Origin of the sequence: Streptomyces rubrogriseus (assembly GCF_027947575.1) — a bacterium.
In the GTDB taxonomy this organism is placed as follows: domain Bacteria; phylum Actinomycetota; class Actinomycetes; order Streptomycetales; family Streptomycetaceae; genus Streptomyces; species Streptomyces rubrogriseus.
The window spans coordinates 5,191,411-5,213,050 of record NZ_CP116256.1; the positions used below are offsets into that span (position 1 = coordinate 5,191,411).

At 73.2% G+C, this 21,640-nt stretch carries 25 protein-coding genes; 13 read left to right on the forward strand and 12 right to left on the reverse strand.

Going from position 1 to position 21,640, the window contains the following annotated elements:
* Positions 1-68: 68 nt before the first annotated feature.
* The gene (locus tag Sru02f_RS23800) at positions 69-440 is read right to left on the reverse strand and encodes a hypothetical protein (protein WP_109028839.1); all 372 of its coding nucleotides are present in this window, start codon (positions 438-440) and stop codon (positions 69-71) included.
* A gap of 92 nt (positions 441-532) precedes the next feature.
* Entirely contained in the window at positions 533-1,429 is an 897-nt protein-coding gene (locus Sru02f_RS23805) for a hypothetical protein (RefSeq protein ID WP_109028838.1), read from the reverse strand.
* 264 nt (positions 1,430-1,693) lie between these two features.
* Between Sru02f_RS23805 and Sru02f_RS23810 the strand changes: the two genes are divergently transcribed.
* Entirely contained in the window at positions 1,694-3,802 is a 2,109-nt protein-coding gene (locus tag Sru02f_RS23810) for a SpoIIE family protein phosphatase (RefSeq protein WP_109028837.1), read from the forward strand.
* Here Sru02f_RS23810 and Sru02f_RS23815 read toward each other — a convergent pair.
* Complete coding sequence (locus tag Sru02f_RS23815; RefSeq protein WP_109028836.1) at positions 3,792-4,634, reverse strand: putative protein N(5)-glutamine methyltransferase; 843 nt, start codon at positions 4,632-4,634, stop codon at positions 3,792-3,794. The two genes, Sru02f_RS23810 and Sru02f_RS23815, sit on opposite strands and share 11 nt — an antisense overlap.
* A 261-nt stretch (positions 4,635-4,895) precedes the next feature.
* Between Sru02f_RS23815 and Sru02f_RS23820 the strand changes: the two genes are divergently transcribed.
* The 6 genes from Sru02f_RS23820 (at position 4,896) to Sru02f_RS23845 (ending at position 9,570) form a co-directional block, all read left to right on the forward strand.
* Positions 4,896-5,432, forward strand: a complete 537-nt coding sequence (locus tag Sru02f_RS23820) for a MarR family winged helix-turn-helix transcriptional regulator (RefSeq protein WP_109028835.1) — start codon at positions 4,896-4,898, stop codon at positions 5,430-5,432.
* Positions 5,433-5,481: 49 nt separating this feature from the next.
* Positions 5,482-6,087: a sulfite oxidase-like oxidoreductase gene (locus Sru02f_RS23825; RefSeq protein ID WP_109028834.1), complete on the forward strand. Its 606-nt coding sequence runs from the start codon at positions 5,482-5,484 to the stop codon at positions 6,085-6,087.
* Positions 6,080-6,862 (forward strand): ferredoxin reductase, encoded by a 783-nt coding sequence (locus Sru02f_RS23830; protein WP_373103533.1) that lies wholly within the window; start codon positions 6,080-6,082, stop codon positions 6,860-6,862. Before Sru02f_RS23825 ends, Sru02f_RS23830 begins: the two co-directional genes overlap by 8 nt.
* A 151-nt stretch (positions 6,863-7,013) precedes the next feature.
* Positions 7,014-7,598 carry an Rv1733c family protein gene (locus Sru02f_RS23835; protein WP_109028833.1) on the forward strand — a complete coding sequence of 195 codons (585 nt, stop codon included), beginning with the start codon at positions 7,014-7,016 and terminating at the stop codon, positions 7,596-7,598.
* A 117-nt stretch (positions 7,599-7,715) separates the two neighbouring features.
* On the forward strand, positions 7,716-8,684 hold the full coding sequence (locus tag Sru02f_RS23840) for an acetylxylan esterase (protein WP_109028832.1): 969 nt from the start codon (positions 7,716-7,718) through the stop codon (positions 8,682-8,684).
* A 124-nt stretch (positions 8,685-8,808) separates the two neighbouring features.
* Entirely contained in the window at positions 8,809-9,570 is a 762-nt protein-coding gene (locus Sru02f_RS23845) for a GntR family transcriptional regulator (RefSeq protein ID WP_109028831.1), read from the forward strand.
* Between the two features lie 9 nt (positions 9,571-9,579).
* Here the strand turns inward: Sru02f_RS23845 and Sru02f_RS23850 are convergent, their stop codons facing one another.
* Positions 9,580-10,305, reverse strand: a complete 726-nt coding sequence (locus Sru02f_RS23850) for a class I SAM-dependent methyltransferase (RefSeq protein WP_109028830.1) — start codon at positions 10,303-10,305, stop codon at positions 9,580-9,582.
* Positions 10,306-10,309: 4 nt separating this feature from the next.
* Entirely contained in the window at positions 10,310-10,897 is a 588-nt protein-coding gene (locus Sru02f_RS23855) for a PadR family transcriptional regulator (RefSeq protein ID WP_109028829.1), read from the reverse strand.
* 91 nt (positions 10,898-10,988) lie between these two features.
* Between Sru02f_RS23855 and Sru02f_RS23860 the strand changes: the two genes are divergently transcribed.
* The 3 genes from Sru02f_RS23860 to Sru02f_RS23870 all read left to right on the forward strand — a co-directional run bounded on the left by Sru02f_RS23860 (position 10,989) and on the right by Sru02f_RS23870 (position 14,206).
* Positions 10,989-11,426 carry a nuclear transport factor 2 family protein gene (locus Sru02f_RS23860; protein WP_109028828.1) on the forward strand — a complete coding sequence of 146 codons (438 nt, stop codon included), beginning with the start codon at positions 10,989-10,991 and terminating at the stop codon, positions 11,424-11,426.
* 212 nt (positions 11,427-11,638) lie between these two features.
* Complete coding sequence (rho, locus tag Sru02f_RS23865; RefSeq protein WP_109028827.1) at positions 11,639-12,886, forward strand: transcription termination factor Rho; 1,248 nt, start codon at positions 11,639-11,641, stop codon at positions 12,884-12,886.
* A gap of 126 nt (positions 12,887-13,012) precedes the next feature.
* Positions 13,013-14,206: a D-alanyl-D-alanine carboxypeptidase family protein gene (locus Sru02f_RS23870; protein ID WP_373103536.1), complete on the forward strand. Its 1,194-nt coding sequence runs from the start codon at positions 13,013-13,015 to the stop codon at positions 14,204-14,206.
* A gap of 18 nt (positions 14,207-14,224) precedes the next feature.
* On the opposite strand, the gene Sru02f_RS23875 is transcribed toward Sru02f_RS23870, so the two are convergent.
* A complete protein-coding gene (locus tag Sru02f_RS23875) occupies positions 14,225-15,157 on the reverse strand; it encodes a glutaminase (protein ID WP_164279399.1) in 933 nt (310 codons plus the stop codon).
* A gap of 136 nt (positions 15,158-15,293) precedes the next feature.
* On the opposite strand from Sru02f_RS23875, the gene Sru02f_RS23880 reads away from it, so the two are divergent.
* Complete coding sequence (locus tag Sru02f_RS23880; protein WP_167469224.1) at positions 15,294-16,352, forward strand: fatty acid desaturase family protein; 1,059 nt, start codon at positions 15,294-15,296, stop codon at positions 16,350-16,352.
* Between the two features lie 7 nt (positions 16,353-16,359).
* Here the strand turns inward: Sru02f_RS23880 and Sru02f_RS23885 are convergent, their stop codons facing one another.
* The 5 genes from Sru02f_RS23885 to Sru02f_RS23905 all read right to left on the reverse strand — a co-directional run bounded on the left by Sru02f_RS23885 (position 16,360) and on the right by Sru02f_RS23905 (position 18,935).
* Positions 16,360-17,196, reverse strand: a complete 837-nt coding sequence (locus Sru02f_RS23885) for an undecaprenyl-diphosphate phosphatase (protein WP_109028824.1) — start codon at positions 17,194-17,196, stop codon at positions 16,360-16,362.
* 39 nt (positions 17,197-17,235) lie between these two features.
* Positions 17,236-17,610: a fluoride efflux transporter CrcB gene (gene crcB / locus Sru02f_RS23890; RefSeq protein WP_109028823.1), complete on the reverse strand. Its 375-nt coding sequence runs from the start codon at positions 17,608-17,610 to the stop codon at positions 17,236-17,238.
* Positions 17,607-17,951: a DUF190 domain-containing protein gene (locus Sru02f_RS23895; RefSeq protein WP_109028822.1), complete on the reverse strand. Its 345-nt coding sequence runs from the start codon at positions 17,949-17,951 to the stop codon at positions 17,607-17,609. Before Sru02f_RS23895 ends, crcB (Sru02f_RS23890) begins: the two co-directional genes overlap by 4 nt.
* Complete coding sequence (gene crcB, locus Sru02f_RS23900; protein WP_109028821.1) at positions 17,948-18,412, reverse strand: fluoride efflux transporter CrcB; 465 nt, start codon at positions 18,410-18,412, stop codon at positions 17,948-17,950. The genes Sru02f_RS23895 and crcB (Sru02f_RS23900) overlap by 4 nt, the downstream gene beginning before the upstream one ends.
* A 235-nt stretch (positions 18,413-18,647) precedes the next feature.
* On the reverse strand, positions 18,648-18,935 hold the full coding sequence (locus Sru02f_RS23905; RefSeq protein WP_167469223.1) for a helix-turn-helix domain-containing protein: 288 nt from the start codon (positions 18,933-18,935) through the stop codon (positions 18,648-18,650).
* Between the two features lie 129 nt (positions 18,936-19,064).
* On the opposite strand from Sru02f_RS23905, the gene Sru02f_RS23910 reads away from it, so the two are divergent.
* Positions 19,065-19,475, forward strand: a complete 411-nt coding sequence (locus tag Sru02f_RS23910) for a MarR family winged helix-turn-helix transcriptional regulator (protein ID WP_109028819.1) — start codon at positions 19,065-19,067, stop codon at positions 19,473-19,475.
* Between the two features lie 33 nt (positions 19,476-19,508).
* On the opposite strand, the gene Sru02f_RS23915 is transcribed toward Sru02f_RS23910, so the two are convergent.
* On the reverse strand, positions 19,509-19,919 hold the full coding sequence (locus Sru02f_RS23915; RefSeq protein WP_109028818.1) for an SseB family protein: 411 nt from the start codon (positions 19,917-19,919) through the stop codon (positions 19,509-19,511).
* A 211-nt stretch (positions 19,920-20,130) separates the two neighbouring features.
* On the opposite strand from Sru02f_RS23915, the gene Sru02f_RS23920 reads away from it, so the two are divergent.
* The gene (locus Sru02f_RS23920; RefSeq protein ID WP_109028817.1) at positions 20,131-21,585 is read left to right on the forward strand and encodes a glyceraldehyde-3-phosphate dehydrogenase; all 1,455 of its coding nucleotides are present in this window, start codon (positions 20,131-20,133) and stop codon (positions 21,583-21,585) included.
* Positions 21,586-21,640 lie beyond the last annotated feature (55 nt).

Consider the following 21,640-nt stretch of genomic DNA (forward strand, 5'->3'; position numbering starts at 1 on the left):
CGCCGCGTCTTTGTGCAACTAGTTGCACAAAGACGCGGCGTACGCCACACCGACGCCGGAGGGCTCCGTCAGCGGCTCTCGAGCCGTACGTGCAGTTCCCGCTCCTGGTCCCCTGAGGCCTGGCTCAGGTCGTGCACGGTGAACAGGGAGTCCAGGGCGGTGCGCAGCCTCTCGATCGCCCAGTAGCCGCCCTGCGCGTCGGCCTCCACGGACGCCCCGAGCCGGGCGGGGTCGCACTCGCCCCCGCGGGTGTCGGCCATGTCGAAGGTGCCGAGCCACACGGTCGGACGCACCTCGTCGTACTCCCGGGTCACGTCGCCCGCGTGCCGGTCGGAGGAGAAGCACGCGCACAGGGTGTCGAACACGGTCCGGGCGTCCTCCTTGCTGCACCCGCTCAGCTCCACCGAGACGGACTCCGGATGCAGTCGCTCACCGTCCATCGTGATCGCTCCCTCTCGTGGTCGTGACCGAAACCGCTCTCGCCGATACCACCAGAAAAGCACCACCGGCGGCCCGGCGCGAAGGGGCCGGGTCAGCCCCGGGTGAACCGGTACGTCTTGCTGTCCGTCAGCACGCAGAAGCCCGGCGACACGACGATCACGCGCAGGGTGCCGGTACGCCGGTCGTAGTCGATGCCCTCCGCCTCGAAGCCGCCCGAGCAGGCGCTGCGCAGGGGCAGCTGCCGCAGCGCGGTGACGTGTCCGGTGACGTCGGCCGTGCCGCCCGGCGCCGCCGACAGGTCGATCCGCAGGAGCGGCTTGGTGATGCCGAAGAGCGTGCCCTCCGGGTCGTCGGAGGAGCACAGCAGCGTGGTGGCGTCCTGGAAGTCGCAGCCCTGGACGTCGCGCACGGCGTGGTCCAGATGGACGGTGGCCGCCTGCGGGAGGTTCACCGAGGGCGAGGTGGCGGGGTTGACGCCCGGGTTCGGGAAGACCAGCAGCCGGTTCATGGTGCCCCACTCCGCCGCCAGCATCCACTGCCCGTCGGGCGAGACGGCGGACCACGAGTTGTTCAGCGCCTCCCCGGGACTCAGCGTGTGCACGTACTCCGCCCAGCTCCCGTCCGGCGCCTGCACGCGGAACATCTTCGTGTTCCCGTCGTCGCGCTGGTACGGCTCGACGTAGTGGCCGTCGTAGGACGCGTCCGGGTCTCCGACGTGGTTCCAGCCGCGGGTGCTGAGGCCGAACGGGATGGTGCCGATCCCGGTGTAGCGGTTGGGGCTGCCGGCCGGGACCTCGACCGAGGCCAGACCCTGACTCTCGGTCAGCGGGTCGGCGCGGTCGGAGCCCACCTCGGTCCAGGTGTCGGCGGTCCGGGCGGCGGGGGCCGGGGCGTCCCCCCGTGCCGGACCCGCGAGGCCGACGGAGAGGGCGAGGACGGCGAGTCCCATCAGGGCGGTGTGACAACGTTGCCGGGCGCGCAGGGGCATGGGGGCTCCTCGGTGGGGGTGGCCGGGCGGAAGGCGCTCGGCGCACAGTCTGGACCGCCACCCAAGGCATGTACAGACCAACTCCGGACGCGCTTCGTACGGCGGTCCCGGCGCTTCGTGCGGCGGTCCCCGGCCTGCGGGGAGATGCTGGGAGGAGACGGCGGAGCCCCGGCACAGCCGGCCCTTCACGCGGTGGAACGCGGTAGAGCAGGGAGGTCGGCAGCGAAGGGCGTGCCGCGTCGGACGGTGAAGGCGGGGCATGGGATGGGTGCAGCGGGGTCTGCCGGGTTCGGGGGCGAGCCGTCGCCGCGCGGACCCGTGCGGCCCAGTGGACTGCTCGACCTGCTGAACGTGGCCTCGATCGTGCTGGACACCGAGGGCCGGATCGTCCTGTGGAGCCCGCAGGCCGAGGAACTGTTCGGCTACTCCGCACCGGAGGCGCTGGGGCAGTACGCCGCCCGCATCATGGTCCACGAACGCCATCTCGACCTGGTCGTGAGGCTGTTCGGGGAGGTCATGAAGACCGGTCGGAGCTGGGCGGGCGCCTTCCCCGTCCGGCACAGGGACGGCAGCACCCGGCTGGTGGAGTTCCGCAACATGCGGCTGCTCGACGACCGCGGGGACGTCTACGCGCTGGGGCTCGCGGCCGACCAGTCGATGGTCCGCCGGCTGGAGCGGGACGTGGCCCTGTCCACCCGGGTGATCATGCAGTCCCCGATCGGGCTGGCCGTCCTGGACACCGACCTGCGGTACGTCTCGGTCAACCCGGCCCTGGAGCGGCTCAACGGCATCCCCGCCGAGGAGCACCTCGGCCGGACGATCCGCGAGCTGCTGCCGCAGGTGGACGCCGACCCGCTGGAGGCGGCGGCACGCGGGGTGCTGGAGACCGGGCGCCCGGTGGTCGACCAGCCCGCGACCGGCCGGACCCCCGCCGACCCGGACGAGGAGCACGCCTGGTCGGTGTCCCTGTACCGGCTGGAGGACGCCCTGGGCGCCGTGCTCGGGGTGGCCGTCTCGGTCGTCGACGTGACCGAGCAGTACCGGACGGCCGCCGAGGCCGAGGGCGCCCGGCGCCGGCTCGCCGCCGTGGCGGACGCCTCCGCGCGGATCGGCACCACGCTGCGGCTGGACCGCACCGCGTACGAGCTGGCCGACGTGGCGGTGCCCGGCCTCGCGGACGTCGCCGCCGTGGATCTGCTGGACGCCGTGGTGGAGGGCCGGCGCAGCACCCTGGGCCCGGCCGAACCGGCGGTGATCAGGGCGCTGGCCGTTCGCGCGGACGACGGGGCCCGGGACGCCCTGCGGGCCGCCGACCCGCCCGGCGGCGTCGCCCGGTACGGACCGGACCGCCTGGTCACCGAGTGCGTGCGCACCGCCCGGCCGGTGCTGGTGTCCCGGGTGACGCGCAAGGACCTGGGGCGCATCGCCCGCTCGCCGGAGGCGGCCGAGCTGCTGCGCCGGGCGGGCGTCCACTCGTACCTGGCCGTGCCGCTGATCGCGCGGGGCGAGGTGCTCGGCGCCCTGGACCTGAAGCGGATCTCCAACCCGCTGCCGTTCGACGAGGACGACCTGCTGCTGGCCCGGGAGCTGGCCGCGCGGGCGGCGCTGCAGATCGACAACGCCCGCTGGTACCAGAACGCCCGCGACACCGCCCTCACCCTCCAGCGCAGCCTGCTGCCCAGCCATCCGCCGGTGACGGGCGGCCTCGAGGTCGCCTCCCGGTACCAGCCGGCCGGGGGCACCAGCGAGGTCGGCGGCGACTGGTTCGACGTGATCGAGCTGGCGGGCGGCAGGACCGCGCTCGTGGTGGGCGACGTGATGGGCAGCGGCATCGCGGCGGCGGCCTCCATGGGGCGGCTGCGCACCGCGACGAACACCCTGGCCGCCCTGGAGCTGGACCCCGCGCAGCTGCTCGGGCACCTGGAGCGGACCACGGCGGGCCTGGACCAGGCCATCGCCACCTGCCTGTACGCCGTCCACGACCCGCACCGGCGGCGGTGCCTGATCGCCAACGCCGGGCATCTGCCCCCGGTCCGCCTGCGGGCCGGCCGGCCGCCCGAGCTGCTCGACCTGCCCACCGGAGTGCCGCTCGGGGTGGGCGGCGTCGCCTTCTCCACCACCGAGGTCGGCCTGGAGCCGGGCGACCGGCTGGTGTTCTACACCGACGGCCTGGTCGAGACGCGCAGGCATCCGCTGGACGAGCGGCTGGACGCGCTCCTCGCCCTGCTGGAGGGCCCGGACCGCCCGCTGGAGGAGGTCTGCGACCTGCTGCTGCGCACCCTGCACGAGCCGGAGAACTCCGACGACGTGGCCCTGTTGATCGCCCGGGCCACACCGCCGGCGCAGCGCGACGGCGGGACGGTCAGCCCCTGACGCCGATCACCACATGGGCGTACAGCTCCTCGCAGACCGCGAGGCGGGTGGCCAGACCGGCCCGGGTGAAGGCGTCGACGGCTTCGGGTGCCTGGCGTTCGCTCGTCTCGACCAGCAGGCAGCCGCCCGGGGCGAGCCAGCCGGGCGCCGCGGCCGCGACCCTGCGCAGCACGTCGAGGCCGTCGGTGCCGCCGTCGAGGGCGACCAGCGGTTCGTGGTCGCGGGCCTCGGCGGGCAGCAGCGCGACCTCGCCGGTGGGCACGTACGGCACGTTGGCCGCGAGGATGTCCACCCGGCCGCGCAGGGTGTCGGGCAGCGCGTCGAACAGGTCACCCGCGTACACCCGGCCGCCCGCCTCCGCCAGGTTGCCGCGGGCGCAGCGCACGGCGGCCGGATCGACGTCGGCGGCATGCACCTCGGGCCGGTCCAGGGCGGTCGCCAGCGCCGCTCCGACGGCCCCGGACCCGCAGCACAGGTCCACGACGACGTGCGCGTGCGGTGCGTGGGCCAGGGCCTCGGAGACCAGGAACTCGGTCCGGCGGCGGGGCACGAAGACCCCGGGGGCGATCGCGATGCGCAGGCCGCTGAACTCGGCCCAGCCCAGGACGAGTTCCAGCGGCAGGCCACTGACGCGGCGGTCGACCAGTGCGGTGAGGTCGGCGGCGGTGCGGGCGGTGGTCAGGATGAGCGCGGCCTCGTCCTCGGCGAAGACGCAGCCGGCGGCGCGCAGCGCGGCCACGACGGCGTCACGCGACGGGAGGGACGCCGAGAAGAGCGCGGAGGGGGCGGCTGAGGACGCCGGGGTGGGCGAAGCGGGGAAAGTGGGAGGCATGGAAGCCGAGAGCCTTTCGGGAACCGAAGGGCGCTCTCGCGGTCACTCGTCTCCGGTGACCGCACTGCCGTGAGGTGAGAGCACCCGGACCGACACAGCGGTAATCGGTCTCACCTCCCGGTCGTCCGACGGCCGGGGCGGTCCGCGGCCGACGGACACACTACCCCAGTGATCAGACGCCGAGTGGCCCCGCAGGTGGTTGACTCCCGGGACCTCCTCGTCAAGGTTGTACTGTGCAACCAGCAACGCGGAGGAGGAGTCGTGACGGCTGCCGAGACACCGGACGAGACGACCGCCGTTCCCGCCGGATGCCCCGCGGACGCGGCCGTGGAGACCATCCAGCGCGAGATGACGGTCTTCGCCCGCCGGGCCCGCGCCTCGGCGGGCCGCATGCACCCAGAGCTGTCCCTGGTGTCGTACACGCTGCTCGGGCATCTGGAGGAGCGGGACGGCCGCCGGGCCACGGACCTGGCCGCCCACTACGCCCTGGACAAGTCCACCGTCAGCCGCCAGGTGTCCGCGCTGGAGCGCGCCGGACTGATCGAGCGGCGCGTCGACCCGGACGACCACCGCGTCCAGGTCCTGCATCTGACCGAGTCCGGACGGGATGTCCTGGACCGGGTCACCGAGCGGCGGCGGGCCGCCTTCCGGGAGCGGCTCGCCGACTGGCCCGAGGAGGAGCTGCTCCGCTTCGCCGCGTATCTGGAGCGGTACAACGCGTGGCCGGACGCGGCCCCGGGCGGGGAGCGGGACCGGGCAGCGCCTGCGGACACGTACGGTGGGACGAGTACGCACTGATCACGCCGGCCGCGGGCAGGTGCCCCGACGGCCCGAAAGGCCCCACCGCATGAACACCACCCGAGGCTTCACCGGGCGTCCGCGCGCCGCCCGGCCGGGGCTGCCGCCCGGTCAGTACGACGCGGGCGACGACTGGCCCGTGCTGTCCGCCGAGGTCACTCCCGAGATCGCACCCGCCGACTGGACCTTCCGCGTGGGCGGTCTGGTGGCCGAGCCCCGCACCTGGGACCTGGCCGGGGCACGCCTGCTGCCGGCCGCCGGGTACGCGGGCGACATCCACTGCGTCACCGGCTGGTCGAAGTTCGGGGTGCGGTTCGGGGGCGTGTCGCTGGACGCCTTCCTGGACGCGGCGGGTCCGCTGCCCTCGGCCACGCACGCCGTCGCCCGCGCGCACACCGGCTACACCGCGAACCTGCCGCTCGCGGACCTGACCGGCGGACGGGCCTGGATCGTGTGGGAGTACGACGGACAGCCGCTCGCCCCCGAGCACGGCGGCCCGGCGCGGCTGGTGGTCCCGCACCTGTACTTCTGGAAGAGCGTGAAGTGGATCGCGGGGCTCGAACTGCTCGACCACGACGAGCCGGGCTTCTGGGAGCAGAACGGCTACCACGCCCGCGGCAATCCCTGGGAGGAGCAGCGGTACTCCGGTGACTGAGACGGCCACGCACACGGCGGGGGCGACGGCCCCCACTCCCCCGGCCCGGTTCGCCGTGCCCGGGCGCATCGAGGTGAACGGCCGGGTGGCCGGGACGTGGCAGACGGCCACGCTCACCGGGATCCGCCGCGAGACGCCCCGCGCGTCGACCTTCCGCCTCGCCGTGCCCGGCTGGGCGGGCCACCTGCCCGGCCAGCACCTGATGCTGCGGCTCACCGCCGCGGACGGCTACCGGGCCCAGCGCCACTACTCGCTCGCGTCCGCACCGGACGACTCCGGACACATCGAGCTGACCCTGGACCGGGTGCCCGACGGGGAGGTGTCCGGCTGGTTCCACACGGTGGCACGGCCCGGCGACGAGATCGAGGTGCGCGGCCCGCTCAGCGGCTTCTTCGCCTGGCCGGGCGACCGGCCCGCCCTGCTGCTCGGCGCCGGGTCCGGCGTCGTACCGCTGATGTCGATGGTGCGGCACCACCGGGCGCGGGGGCTCACCGTGCCACTGCGGCTCCTCGTGTCCGCGCGCGGCCCCGAGGAGCTGATCTACGCCGGTGAGTTCGGCGCGGAGACGACACCCGTGTTCACCCGCACGGCGCCGCCCGGGACGCCCGTGGGCCGGCTGGCGGCCGCGCATGTGGCGCCGCTCCTCGCCGAGCCGCCCGCCGGCGGCTGGGAGGCCTACGTGTGCGGGTCGAACGCGTTCGCGGAGCACGCGTCGCGGCTGCTGGTGGCGGCCGGACAGCCGGTGGACCGGATCCGGATCGAACGCTTCGGCTGATCCCGCCCGGTTCGTGAGCGAGGCCCGCAGGACTGGGTACCAGTCCAGTGCGGGCACTCGCACACGTGGCGCGACACGAAGGCGCGGCGGCCCCCGCGCTCGACGGCCGTCCGTCCGCTCCTCCGGTCGCGGTGATCGCGGGGAGGTCGACATGCGAACCCGGGTACGCGGCCGGCGTTGGCAGCGCAATCCGCTGCGGCGCAGGTCGGACGTCGTCGAGGCGTGGACCAAGGTGGTCGTCGCCCTCCTGCTGTTCGTGGCCGCGCCGGCGCTCGGTGCCGCCACCGCGTGGTGGGGCCACGGGCAGGCGCAGGCGATCGTCGCGGCGCAGCGGGCCGAGCGGCACCACGTCCGTGCCACGGTGGTGGACCGCACCCCCGGCACCCTGTCGACGGGACAGCTCGGCGGACAGCACTCCTACCGTGCGACCGTCCACTGGAAGGCACCGGACGGCGCGGAGAAGAGCACCACGGCACGGGTGCCGGCCGACACCAGGCACGGTGACACCGTCGACGTGTGGCTGGACTCCCACGGGCAGAGCGTGCCCCCTCCGTCGGACGGCGCCGAGATCTGGCAGCACAGCGCCACCATCGGCTCGTTCACCACGATCGGGACGGTGCTCACGGTGCTCCTCGCGCACCGCGCCGTACGCGCGGTGGCCATGCGTCACCGCATGGCGGAGTGGGACCGCGACTGGGCGCTCACGGAGCCGCAGTGGACCCACCGGCGGGCCTGACGGCGCTCCGCCCGCGCGGTTCCCGGGGGCGGCCGGACCTGGCGTTTCCGCGAGCCGCTCACGTACCGTGTGATCATCCGTACGGTCTGCCGCGTCTCTCCGCAAAGGCGGTTCTCGATGGCCCTGTTCGACCTTCCGCTCGACGAACTCCGCGCCTACCGCAGCGCGTCGGCCGAGCCCGAGGACTTCGACGCGTTCTGGAGCAAGACGCTCGCCGAGGCCCGCGAGCACGATCTGGACGCCCGCTTCGAACCGGTCGACACGGGGCTCTCCACGGTGCGGGTGTACGACGTGACGTTCGCCGGGTTCGGCGGCCATCCGGTGAAGGGCTGGCTGATCCTGCCGGCCGCGGCCACCGAGCCGTTGCCGCTGGTCGTGGAGTTCGTCGGATACGGCGGTGGGCGCGGGCTGCCGCACGAGCACCTGTTGTGGGCGTCCACCGGCCGGGCCCACTTCGTGATGGACACCCGGGGTCAGGGCAGCGCCTGGGGCGGCGGTGGCGGCACCGCGGACCCCGTCGGCGGCACGCCCGCGTACCCGGGGTTCATGACCCGCGGTCTGGACGCTCCGGAGAACTACTACTACCGCCGGGTCTTCACCGACGCCGTGCGCGCGGTCGAGGCCGCCCGTTCGCATCCGCTGACCGACCCCTCGCGCACGGTGGCGCTGGGCGGAAGCCAGGGCGGCGGCATCACGATAGCGGTCGGCGGCCTGGTGCCCGACCTGGTCGCCGTCGCACCGGACGTGCCCTTCCTGTGCGACTTCCCGCGCGCCGTCACGCTCACCGACCGGCACCCCTACCGCGAGGTCGGCCTGTACCTGAAGACCCACCGCGGCCGGAGCGGGGACGCGCTGCGCACGCTGTCGTACTTCGACGGCGTGCACTTCGCGGCGCGGGGGCGGGCCCCGGCCCTGTTCTCGGCCGCCCTGGAGGACCAGACCTGTCCGCCGTCGACCGTTTTCGCCGCGTTCAACGCCTGGACGCACGAGGACCGGACGATAGAGGTGTACGACTTCAACGACCACGAGGGCGGCGGGCCGTACCAGGAGGCCGCGAAGCTGCGCTGGCTGAGCCGCCACGCCTGAGGTTCGTGGGTGGTGTTTCGGCCGAACCGGCGGACCGGACTTCCCAGCTGGTTTAGACCAATGGTAATTCTGGTGGCGCACCGAGCCCGCGCGGCTACCGTACGTCATCAACAGGAGGCGCGGCATGGCCCGCACCACCCCGCACGACCCGCCCCCCGCCGATCCGGCACCCGCCGACGCCCCGCCGCCCCTGTACCGGCGGGTGGCGGACCAACTGCTCGGCGAACTGCGCGACGGGACCGTCCCCCCGGGCGAACGGCTGCCCGGCGAGCGCCGGCTGGCGGAGTACTTCCAAGTCAGCCGGGAGACCGTGCGGCAGGCCCTGGACGTGCTGCGCCGCGACGGTCTGCTCACCACCGACCGGCGCGGCAGCCATGTCGCCCTGCCGGGGCCGCCGTCCGGAAGCGCGGCGCCCCTGGTCTTCCCGGTCGGCGCCCGGGCGGCTCAGCCGCCCACCGGCGACCGGGCCACCGTCGTCTGGGAGACACCGCCACCGGAGCACGCCGCGGCGCTGGGGCTGGTGCCGGGCCGGCCGACCCTGATGCACCACTACACGTCGGCGGCGGCCGGAGGCAACGGCAGGCGGACCGCGGTGACATCGTTTTCCGCCGTGGCGCTGGCCGAGGTCGAGGAACTGGCCCGCTACCGCGACCGGGCCGACGGGGTCGCCGGCGCGCAGTTGCGGCGGGCCTACGACTGGATGCGCCGCGCGGGCCTGACGCTGCATCACCGCGACACCATCACGCTCCAGCCCGACACCGCGTCGGTCCGGGTCGTGCGGCGGGTGCACGACCAGTACGCGCGACCGCTGGAGATCACCGACCTCCTGGTGGACACCCGGCAGGGCGCCCTGGTCTACGAGTTCACACTGCCGGCGGCCGGCTGACCCGTCGCCCTACGGGAGCCGCCGGGCGACGACCAGCCGAGCCCGCGGGCTGCCGTCGGGACGGTGTCCGAACTCGGGCAGGGCGTGCAGGTCCGTCCGGAAGCCGGCCCGCGACAGCTCGCGGCCCACGTCCCCGAGCCGGAACGTCCGGTAGTACATGACGAACGGCGGCCGCCACAGCGCGTTGCGCACCCGCATCGCGGCGTCGAAGCCGAGCAGCGTCCAGTACCCCGCGGAGCCGGGCCGGGGCGGGGCGGCGACCGGGAAGGCGAAGCGGCCGTCCGGCCGGAGCACGGAGCGCACCTGGCCGAACAGGCCCGGCAGTTCGCGGGGCAGGAAGTGCCCGAACGCCCCGAAGCTCACCACGAGGTCGAAGGCGGGGCCGAAGGGCAGGGCACGGGCGTCCGCGCGCACCCAGGAGACCGCCGGGCCCGGGGGCAGGGTGCGCCGGCGCGCGACCTCCAGCATGCCCGCGCTGAAGTCCACCCCGGTCACGTCCCGTTGGCACACCCGGGCCAGTACGTCGACGCCCGCGCCGGTGCCGCAGCACAGGTCGAGCCCGGCGGCGAAGGGCCCCAGCGGCTCCAGCCCGCGGGCCACGGCGTCCAGCACCCGGTCCGGCGTCCGGTACGGGGTGTGGTCGAACTTCGGGGCGAGCAGGTCGTAGCCGCGCTCGACCGAGGACAGTGCCTGGACGGCGAGTTCGCGCAGGGTGGGACCTTCGGGGCTGAACATCCGGTCAGCCTAGAGGCTGTCCGGCGGGCCCCGCGGGAGCGCGGCGTTCGTCGAGCACGGCGAGTACGCGCTCGCACCAGCGGGCGTTCTCCCGCTCGAAGGTGATCCCGGCGGCCAGGGTGAGGTAGGGCCCTACACGGTCGGCCTCCCGCAGGTGCTCCTCCTCGGTGCGGCCGTCCAGGAGCCGTTCCCGCACCCGCTCGTAGCGGGCGAGTTTGCCCAGCGCCCAGGCCCTGCGCTCCTCGACCAGCGCGCGGACCGCCGCCGGGTCGACGCCGTCCATGGCCTGCATCTTGATCAGGAACTCGTCGCGGATGGCGGTGGGCCGCCGGGTCGGCGCGGCGGCGAAGACGCCGAGCTGCTCCCGGCCCGCCTCGGTGAGCGAGAACAGCCGCTTGGTGGGCCTGCGTTCCTGCGGCACGGTCCGGGCCTCGATGAGTCCGTCGCCCGCGAGGCGCTCCAGCTCCCGGTAGAGCTGCTGCGGCGTGGCGGGCCAGAAGTTGGCGAGCGACACGTCGAACACCTTGGACAGCTCGTAGCCCGAGGCCTCGCCCTCGAGCAGGGCGGCCAGGACGGCGTACTTGAGAGACATGTCGACACGCTAGCAAGCGGGGACCGGGCCGACTACTCTACTCCACACCTATTCAAATAGTTCAGTAATAGCTCAGCATGAAGGAGTTGCGATGCGGGCATTCCGCGCGGCGGTGGAGGCACACGACATGGACGCCGTCGAAGCACTGCTGGCCGAAGACGTGGTCTTCTCCAGCCCCGTCGTCTTCAAGCCCTACCGGGGCAAGGCGATCACGGCGGCGATCCTGCGCGCGGTCGAGCGCGTCTTCGAGGACTTCCGCTACGAGCGGGTCATCGGCGAGGCGGACGGCCGCGACCACGCCCTGCTCTTCGCGGCGCGGGTGGGCGACCGCGAGATCAGCGGCTGCGACTTCCTGCACCTGGACGCGTCCGGCCGCATCGCCGAACTGACCGTGATGGTACGCCCGCTCTCGGGCGCCCAGGCCCTGCAGACGGCCATGGCCACGCAGTTCGAGCGGATCGCCGCGGAAGTGCAGGAGGCACAGGAGGCGCACGAGGCACAGGAGACCCGGGCGACTTCGGCGGACTGAGCCCGGCACGGGACATGCGGAGGACGCGACGCGTAACCTCGTCGGAGCCTGCCGGGACCCGGAATCGTGGTACGGTGCAGTCAGCACTCGTGTACGCCCCCTTGATCGGGCGCCGGTGCCAGTTTCCCTTCGGTTCGCGGATCTGCTCGGTCTGATGCGACCGGCGCGTCCGCTTCTCAGCACAACCTCGTGAGCGGGGCCTCGTCCCCGCCGTGTCCGAGGTGCTGTTCCCCGCCGTCCGGAGGCGTGTCGTCCGACCCCTCGCGCGGCTCTCCCCTTCCTTCCGCATGTCCCATGCCCGTGTCCTCGAAAGGACCGCCCACATGACCACCACACTCGAGCACCCCCCTGTGCAGCACTCCCCGGCCGACATCGCGAGCGGTGTCCTCGACATCGAAGCGGGCGGCAAGGGGCGCCTGCGCGGCACGAACCTGCAGCCCGAGCCGGCCGACCCCGCCCTCTCCCCCGCGCTGATCCGCCGGCACGGCCTGCGCAGGGGCGACCTCGTCGAGGGGGTGTGCGGCGACCGGCGCGTCCTGACCGACGTCGTCCGCGTCAACGGGCGTACGCCCGAGGGGCGGAGCCGGCGGCACTTCGCCGACCTGACCCCACTGCACCCGCACGAGCGGCTGCGGCTCGAACACCCGGCGGCCGGTCTCGCCGGACGCGTCGTCGATCTGCTCGCCCCGGTCGGCAAGGGCCAGCGCGGACTGATCGTCGCCCCGCCGAAGACCGGCAAGACCGTCCTCCTCCAGCAGATCGCCGCCGCGGTGGCCGGCAACCACCCCGAGGCCAGGCTGATGGTGGTGCTGCTCGACGAACGCCCCGAGGAGGTCACCGACATGCGGCGCTCGGTGCGGGGCGAGGTGTACTCCTCGACCTTCGACCGGAGCGCCAAGCAGCACATCGCCCTCGCCGAGCTGGTGATCGAGCGGGCCAAGCGGCTCGTCGAGGTCGGCGAGGACGTCGTCATCCTCCTCGACTCCCTCACCCGGCTGTGCAGGGCGCACAACAACGCCGCCTCCTCCGGCGGCCGCACGCTCAGCGGCGGCGTCGACGCCGGGGCACTGCTGGGTCCCAAGCGGTTCTTCGGCGCGGCCCGCAAGGCGGAGGAGGGCGGTTCCCTCACCATCCTCGCCACCGCCCTGGTCGAGACCGGCTCGCGTGCCGACGACTTCTACTTCGAGGAGCTGAAGAGCACCGGCAACATGGAACTGCGGCTGAGCCGGGAGCCGGCCTCCCGCCGGGTCTTCCCGGCCGTCGAACCGGTCGGCTCGGGCACCCGGCGCGAGGAGCTGCTGCTGTCCGGTGCCGAGACGACCGCCGTGCGCGGGCTGCGGCGGGCCCTGGTGGCCCGGGACGGGCAGTCCGGCCTGGAGACCCTGCTGGAGCGGTTGCGCCGGACGCCGGACAACGCCACGTTCCTGCGGCAGGTCCAGCCGACGCTTCCCGGCGGCTGACACCTCTCGCCGACGGCACCGGCCCGCACCGTCCCTCGGTCCCCGCGCTACGGCATCCGGGTGTTTGCGGGGCGGACCCGGCCCGGTCAGCGTGGCGGTGTGCGGGGCCGTTCCTACGTTTGCGGTATGACTATCGGATTCTCATCCCGGGCGGTTCGCTCCACCTGCATGCTCTGCGCGGCAGGACTGTTGACGCTCGTGCCCGCCACCGCGGCCGCCCGCGCGGGGCGGCCGGACCCCGGCCCGCCCGGCGGTGCGGCGGCGACGGCGGCGGCGGCGGCGGCCAAATCGTCGCCGCTGTACCGCTCCGGCACGCAGGTCCGGCCGCGCCCCGCGGCGCCCCGGGTTCCCGAAGTCTCCGCCCTGTCCTGGGTCGTGGCCGACGCCGGTACCGGCGACGTGCTGGCGGCGAACGACGCGCACCGCGAGCTGCCTCCGGCCAGCACCCTCAAGACGCTGTTCGCGCTCACGGTGCTGCCCGCGCTGCCGGGCGGCATCCGGCACGAGGTGGCCCCCGAGGACCTGGCCGGCATCGGTCCGGGCAGCAGCCTGGTCGGTGTCGTCGAGGGCCAGACCTACCGCGTCTCCGACCTGTGGAACGGCGTCTTCCTCAACTCCGGGAACGACGCCGTGCACGTCCTCGCCTCGCTCACCGGCGGGTGGAGCGCCACGGCGGCCCGGATGCAGGCCGAGGCCCGCGCGCTCGGCGCCCGGGACACCCACGTCCGCTCGCCCGACGGGTACGACGCCCCGGGCCAGGTCTCCTCCGCGTACGACCTGGCCGTCTTCGGCCGGGAGGGGCTGCGGCGTCCCGACTTCGCGCGGTACTGCGCCAAGGTCGACGCGATGTTCCCCGGCCGCGACGGAGGCTCGTACGGGATCATGAACACCAACCGGCTGCTCACCGGGGCCGACGGCGTGGCGCCGTACCCGGGGCTGATCGGGGTGAAGAACGGCTACACCAGCAACGCGGGCAACACGCTCATCGCCGCCGCCCGCCGCGACGGACGGACCCTGGTCGTCACGGTGATGAACCCGCAGGAGGGCGGCGGCCACGCCGTCTACGAGGAGGCCCGGGCCCTGCTCGACTGGGGCTTCGCGGCGGCCGGCGAGGTCGACCCGGTCGGCTCGCTGGTCCCCGAGGACGAGCGTCCCCGGCAGGGCCCGCAGGCCGTACCCGCGGCGGTGACCGCGGCGAAGCCGGCCGAGGACTCTCCGGGCTGGCCGGAGTCGGGTGCCATCATCGGTGTCGCGGGGCTCGGCGCGGGCGTCATGGCGCTCGCCCTGCGGCTCAAGTTCGTCCGGGACGACGGAAGTTGACCGGCGTACCGGGCACGTTCAGAACACCGACAGCCCCGTGAGCGTCGTGAAGCGGTCCAGGGCCGCCACCCCGGCCACCGAGTTGCCCCGCTCGTCGAGACCGGGGCTCCACACGCACAGCGTGCAGTGCCCGGGCACCACCGCGACGATGCCGCCGCCGACCCCGCTCTTGCCGGGCAGACCCACCCGGTGCGCGAAGTCGCCGGCCGCGTCGTAGGTCCCGCAGGTCAGCATCACCGCGTTGATCTGCTTGGCCCGGCTGCGGCTGAGCAGCCGGGTGCCGTCCGCGCGGATACCGTGCCGGGCCAGGAAGCCGGTGGCCAGGGCCAGGTCGGCGCAGGACGCGGCGACGGAGCACTGGCGGAAGTACTGGTCCAGGAGCACCGGTACGGGGTTGTCGATGTTGCCGTAGGACGCCATGAAGTGCGCCAGCGCGGCGTTCCGGTCGCCGTGCGCGGCCTCGGAGGCGGCGACCTCCTCGTCGTGGCCGAGGTCCGGGTTGCCGCTCTCGGCACGCAGGAAGGCGAGCAGTTCGCCGGCCGCGTCACCGGTGCGGGTGTGCAGCCGGTCGGTGACGACGAGGGCGCCCGCGTTGATGAACGGGTTGCGCGGGATGCCGTTCTCGTACTCCAGCTGCACCAGGGAGTTGAACGGGTTGCCGGACGGCTCGCGGCCCACGTGCTCCCACAGGGCGTCGCCCTCCCTGGCCAGGTCGAGGGCGAGGGTGAAGACCTTGGTGAGGGACTGCGCGGAGAACGGCTCCCGCCAGTCCCCCACGCCGTAGACCGTGCCGTCCAGCTCGGCGACGGCCATGCCGAAGCGGCGCGGGTCGCGGGCGGCGAGGGCCGGGATGTAGTCGGCCGGCCGGCCGCTGCCCGGGGTCCGCTCGATCTCCTCGGCGATGCGCTCCAGGACCGGCCGGAAGGTCGTCGGTGTGCTCATGATCGCCATTCTCCCTCCGGGCCGGTCCCGGCGGCGGGAGGCCCCGCGGTGGGTGGACCCCCGTACCGGGGTGGTGCTGGCCTCACCCCCGTTTCGGGGGCGGACGCCATTCTGCGGACGGGCAGCCGTTCACATACTCAGGTACATGGTCGAATCAACGGTGCTCGTCGAGAGCCTGCCCACGCCCGCCCAGGAGAAGGATCGCGAAAGGGGAAGCGACTTCTCCGAACTCTCCCGGCGCATAGCCGGCGCGGGGCTGCTCCGGCGCCGCCCGCTGTACTACACGGTCCGCTTCGGCGCCGTCGCCCTCGCGCTCGCCGGCGGGGTCGCCGCGTTCGTCGCCCTGGGGGACAGCTGGAGCCAGCTGTTCGTCGCGGTCGCGCTCGCCGTCGTCTTCGGCCAGCTCGGACTGGCCGCCCACGACCTCGCCCACCGGCAGGTCTTCACCCGCCGGCGCCCCAGCGAGGCGGGCGGTCTGCTGGCGGCCAACCTGCTGCTCGGCATGAGCTACGGCTGGTGGATGAACAAGCACACCCGCCACCACGCGAACCCGAACCACGAGGAGAAGGATCCGGACGTCTCCCCCGACATCCTGGTGTGGTCGCGGGGTCAGGCGAGCCGGGCGACCGGGCTGCCGCGCTTCGTCGGCAGGCACCAGGCGGCCCTGTTCTTCCCGCTGCTGACGCTGGAGGGCCTGAACCTGAGCTTCAACAGCTTCAAGGCGCTGGGCAGCCGGGCGGTGAAACGGCCGGTCCTGGAGGGCACGCTGCTCGTCGCCCACTTCGCCGTGTACTTCGGCGGCCTGTTCACGGTCCTCTCCCCGGGCAAGGCGCTCGTCTTCCTCGCCGTCCACCAGGGACTGTTCGGGATCTACCTGGGCTCGGTCTTCGCCCCCAACCACAAGGGCATGCCGATGATCGAGGAGGGCATGCGGCTGGACTTCCTGCGCCGCCAGGTCCTGACCTCCCGCAACGTGCGGGGCGGTGCGCTCGTCGACGCCTTCATGGGCGGCCTCAACTACCAGATCGAGCACCATCTCTTCCCCAGCATGCCGACCCCCGCCCTCGGCCGGGCCCAGGCCATCACCGAGGCGTACTGCGCCGAGTTGGGCGTGCCCTACCACCAGACGGGGCTGCTGGCGTCGCACCGCGAGGCCCTGCGGCACATGAGGAGCGTCGGGGAGCCGCTGCGCGCCGCACGCTGAGCCGCGGTCAGCTGTGCAGCACGCCGGTGCCGAGCAGCCCGAAGAGCAGCACGCCGACCGCGATCCGGTAGACGACGAACGAGTTGAAGGTGTGCTTGGCGACGAACTTCAGCAGCCAGGCGATGGAGGCGTAGGCCACCACGAAGGAGACGAGGGTGCCGACCGCCAGGGGCGCGGCACCCGCTCCGGTGCCCAGGGCGTCCTTCAGCTCGTACAGCCCGGCTCCGGTCAGGGCCGGGATGCCGAGGAAGAAGGACAGCCGGGTGGCGGCGACCCGGTCCAGGTCGAGCATCAGCGCGGTGGACATGGTGGCGCCGGAGCGGGAGAAGCCCGGGAAGAGCAGGGCGAGGATCTGGGAGCCGCCGACCAGCATCGCGTCCTTGAAGGACGTGTCGTCCTCGCCCCGCTTGTGCCGGCCGGTGCGGTCGGCCCACCACATCACGCCGCTGCCGACGATCAGCGAGCCGGCCACCACCCACAGCGAGGCGAGCGGGCCCTTGATCAGGGGCTTGGCGGCGAGGCCGACGAGGACGATGGGGATGGTGGCGAAGATGACCCACCAGGCGAACTTGTAGTCGTGGTGGTACCGCTCCTCGCGGTCGCGCAGCCCGCGTCCCCAGGCGGAGACGATCCGCGCGATGTCCTTGGAGAAGTAGACGAGCACGGCGGCGATCGCGCCGACCTGGATGACCGCGGAGAAGCCGATGACGGCGTCGTCGTCGACCGGGATGCCCATCAGCCCCTCGACGATCTTGAGGTGTCCGGTGGAGGAGACGGGCAGGAACTCGGTCACCCCCTCGACGGCTCCGAGGACGACGGCCTGACCGATGCTGATGGCGCTCATGGCATCCAGTTCCTACTACACCAAGCTGTGTGCCCGGCGTCAGCTCCAGAGCGCGTCGGCCAGAGTCACCCCCGCGAACGCCGCCGCGAGGCCGGCCGCCACGCTCGCCCCCACGTTCACCGCGGCGTGCAGGCGTGCGCCGGTCTCGGTCAGCCGGAGCGTCTCGTAGGAGAAGGTCGAGTAGGTGGTGAGGGCGCCGCACAGGCCGGTGCCCAGCAGCAGCCGCAGGTCGGAGCCGACCGCTCCGGCCAGGGCGGCGCCGGTCAGCAGGCCGAGGACGGCGCTGCCGATCACGTTCACCGTGAAGGTGCCCCAGGGGAAGACGGAGTCGTGCCGGGACTGCACGGCGCGGTCGGTGAGGTAGCGCAGCGGGGCGCCGATCATGCCGCCCGCGACGACCAGCAGCCAGTTCACGACGGCCTCCGGCCCTCGTACCGGACGACCTCGCACGGGTCGAGGGTGACCAGGCCCTCGGTGACGAGTTCGTCGAGCAGCGGCAGGAAGTCCCGGACCCGGTCCTCGGTGTCGACGACGACGACGGCCACCGGCAGGTCCTCGCTCAGGGACAGCAGCCTGCTGGTGTGGATGAGCGAGGAGGCGCCGAAGCCCTCGACGCCGCGGAAGACGCTGGCACCGGCGAGGCCCGCGGCGTGGGCGCGGTGGACGATCTCCGAGTACAGGGGGCGGTGGTGCCAGGTGTCGTTCTCGCCGACGTACACGGTCAGGCGCAGGGCGCTGCCGGTCAGCCTCGTCATGACTGCCTCCACTTCAGGACCCGGCGGGCCGCCCATGCGGCGAGCCACACCGCCGTGAGTGCCGCGAGCGGGGTCGCGGCGAGGTAGGCCAGGCCGGTCGGGACCCGGCCGTCGGCGAACAGGGACCGGCTGTCGACGGCGTAGGTGGAGAAGGTGGTGAAGCCGCCGAGCACACCGGTGCCGAAGAAGGGCCGGACCAGTCGGTGGGCGGGCCGGACCTCGGTGACGACCACCATGAACACGCCGATCACGGCGCAGCCGACGGCGTTGACCCCGAAGGTCGTCCAGGGGAAGCCCCCGGCCGGTGTGGGCCACCAGAGGGAGGCCGCGTAGCGGGCGACGGCTCCGGTGCCCCCGCCGAGGGCCACGACCGCGACGACCGGTGCCTGGGTGCGCCACCCGGACCGGTTCGGGGCGGTGGCCCGGATGCCGTCGGGGCGCCCGGTCTTCGGGACTGCCATGGTCGTACGTCTCCTACTCGCCGGGCAGGGGGATGCCCTCCTGCGCTAGTCAAGTAGGGACCGTTGGCGGCGTCCGAGCCGCGGTTCGGGTACGGCGGGCCCCACCGCCGCGCCGCGCCCCTGCGGGCCGCGGCTGCTGCTCAGCGTAACGCCGGGGCGGCGTCCGGGTCACTCCGGGAGGGTCCCGGCGGGTCCGCCGGGAGGGCGCGCCGGTCCCGCCGGGAGGCGTCCGCGCCTACCATCCCTTCTCGAACATCCGGGCCACCTCGGCGATCCGCACCTCGTCGCGCCGGTAGTAGGTGCGGCGGCGGATCCGGGTGGCGCGCAGCAGGCCGAGCCGGGTGAGGAGCCCGAGGTGGGTCTCGGCCACCCGCCGGGAGACGCCCAGCCTGGCGGCGACGGGGCCCGCGTGGACACCGTGCTCCGCGGGGTCGACGTGACGCTGCGGCGGGAAGTGCGCGGCCGGGTCCTTCAGCCACTCCAGGATGTCGAGACGCGTGCCGTGCACGGGGGTCCTCAGCATGTCGTCCTCCCTCCGTGCGGGCCCGCCCGTACCGTGTCCCTCCACCTTCCCGCAGCCGGACCCGGGTTGTCCGGCAACCGGGCCATTTGCACATTCAACCAATATCGGTTCCGGTGCTACCGTTCAGTCATGGGAGCCAGGACGGCCGGTGCGCCGCTCGAGGAACGGTGGCGGGACATCCTGTCGGTGCACGCACGCACGATGTGCGAGATCGACCGGGCACTGCACCCGCACGGGCTGGGCGCGAGCGACTTCGAGGTGCTCGACCTCCTCGTGACCGGGGCGCCCGACGACGGCGACCGGTGCCGGGTGCAGAACCTGGTCGGCCGGGTCCACCTCAGTCAGAGCGCGCTGTCCCGGCTCATCGCCCGGCTGGAGAAGGACGGGCTGGTACGGCGCTCCATGTGCGCGGAGGACCGGCGCGGCGTGTACGTCACACCGACCGCCAGGGGCCGGGAGCTGCACGCCGAGATACTGCCGCTGCAGCGGGCCGCGCTGGCCCGCACGCTCGGCGACGACGACGAAGGCCCCCGCCCCTGACCCGGGGCGCGGGCCTTCGCCACGACCTCGGTCTCAGGAGCGGGCCAGCAGGGTGCGCACACCGTCCGAGGTGAGGGTGAGGCGGTGCTCCGAGCCGGCGTCGATGGACAGTGACAGGTCGTCGGCCGGCCACTGCGCGGCGAGGGCGCCCAGCGGCACCATGCGGTAGCGGGACACGTACGGCAGCAGGTCGGCCATCTCCAGTTCCGAGGTGAACACGGGCACCACCTGGCCGCCGCCCTGCTGCTCCAGGACCGGCAGCGCCAGCATCCCGGGGTCGGCGGCGTCCTGGTCGTTCGCGTCGTCGGGCACCGGCACCAGGACGTCGCTGCTCGCGAGCGTGTCGAGCGCCGCCGTGTTGTCGGCGGTCTCGGTGGTCTCGGCGAGCGTGTCCAGTGCCCGCTGCGCGGGTGTCACGGGGTGGTCGTTCGCGGGTGTCTCCATGGCATTTTCCCTGGTAGCGGCGGCGTTACGGCCCGCACGCACGGTCGGCGCGGACGCGGTCCAGCCTCGCGTACCCGGTCACCCACGGCGCAACCCTGTTCGAGCCACCTGCACGATCCCGTACTCATCTGATCAGCGAGGGGCCCACTTGATCGATCAGTAACGCGGTGGGGTTAGCATATGAGCGCCGCCTAGCTCGAAAGATAGAGACGTGACTGTCAACGACGACTCGTTCACCAACTGGAAGCACCGCGAAGAGACCGCGGAATCGATGATCCCGATGATCGGGAAGCTGCACCGGGAGCAGGACGTCACGATCTTGCTGCACAGCCGTTCCCTGGTGAACAAGTCGGTGGTCAGCATCCTCAAGACCCACCGCTTCGCCCGCCAGATCGCCGGGGCGGAGCTGTCGGTCACCGAGACGATGCCCTTCCTGCGCGCGCTCACCGCGCTGGACCTCGGTCCCTCGCAGATCGACATCGGCATGCTCGCCGCGACCTACCGGACCGACGACCGCGGTCTGTCGGTCGAGGAGTTCACGGCCGAGGCCGTCGCCGGGGCCACCGGCGCCAACAAGATCGACCGGCGGGAGGGACGCGACGTCGTCCTGTACGGCTTCGGCCGCATCGGCCGGCTCGTCGCCCGCCTGCTCATCGAGAAGGCCGGGTCGGGCAACGGCCTGCGGCTGCGCGCCATCGTCGTCCGCGGTGGCGGTGAGCGGGCCGCCGAGGACATCGTCAAGCGCGCCTCGCTGCTGCGCCGCGACTCCGTGCACGGCCAGTTCCAGGGCACGATCACCGTCGACGAGGACAACCGCACGATCCTCGCCAACGGCAACGCCATCAAGGTGATCTACGCGGACGACCCGACGCAGGTCGACTACACGGCGTACGGCATCAAGGACGCCATCCTCATCGACAACACCGGCAAGTGGCGCGACCGCGAGGGCCTGTCGAAGCACCTGCGTCCGGGCATCGACAAGGTCGTGCTGACCGCTCCGGGCAAGGGCGACGTCCCGAACATCGTCCACGGCGTCAACCACGACACCATCAAGCCGGACGAGCGGATCCTGTCCTGCGCGTCCTGCACCACCAACGCGATCGTCCCGCCGCTGAAGGCGATGGAGGACGAGTACGGCGTGCTGCGCGGTCACGTGGAGACGGTGCACTCCTTCACCAACGACCAGAATCTGCTGGACAATTACCACAAGTCGGACCGTCGTGGCCGCAGCGCGCCGCTGAACATGGTCATCACGGAGACCGGCGCCGCCTCCGCGGTCGCCAAGGCGCTGCCCGACCTGAAGGCGCGGATCACCGGCAGCTCGATCCGGGTGCCGGTACCGGACGTGTCGATCGCCATCCTCAACCTCCAGCTGGCCCGTGAGGCGAGCCGCGAGGAGGTCGTGGACCACCTGCGCGAGGTGTCGCTGACCTCGCCGCTCAAGCGCCAGATCGACTTCATCGGCGCGCCCGACGCCGTCTCCAGCGACTTCATCGGCTCCCGCCACGCCTCGATCGTGGACGCGGGCGCGCTGAAGGTCGAGGGCGACAACGCGATCCTCTACCTCTGGTACGACAACGAGTTCGGCTACTCCTGCCAGGTCGTCCGCGTCGTGCAGCACGTCTCCGGGGTGGAGTACCCCACGTACCCGGCTCCGGCGGCCTGATCCGGTCCGGTTCGGTCCAGTCTGGTCCGGTCGGGGGCGACGCCGGGCGCGAGCG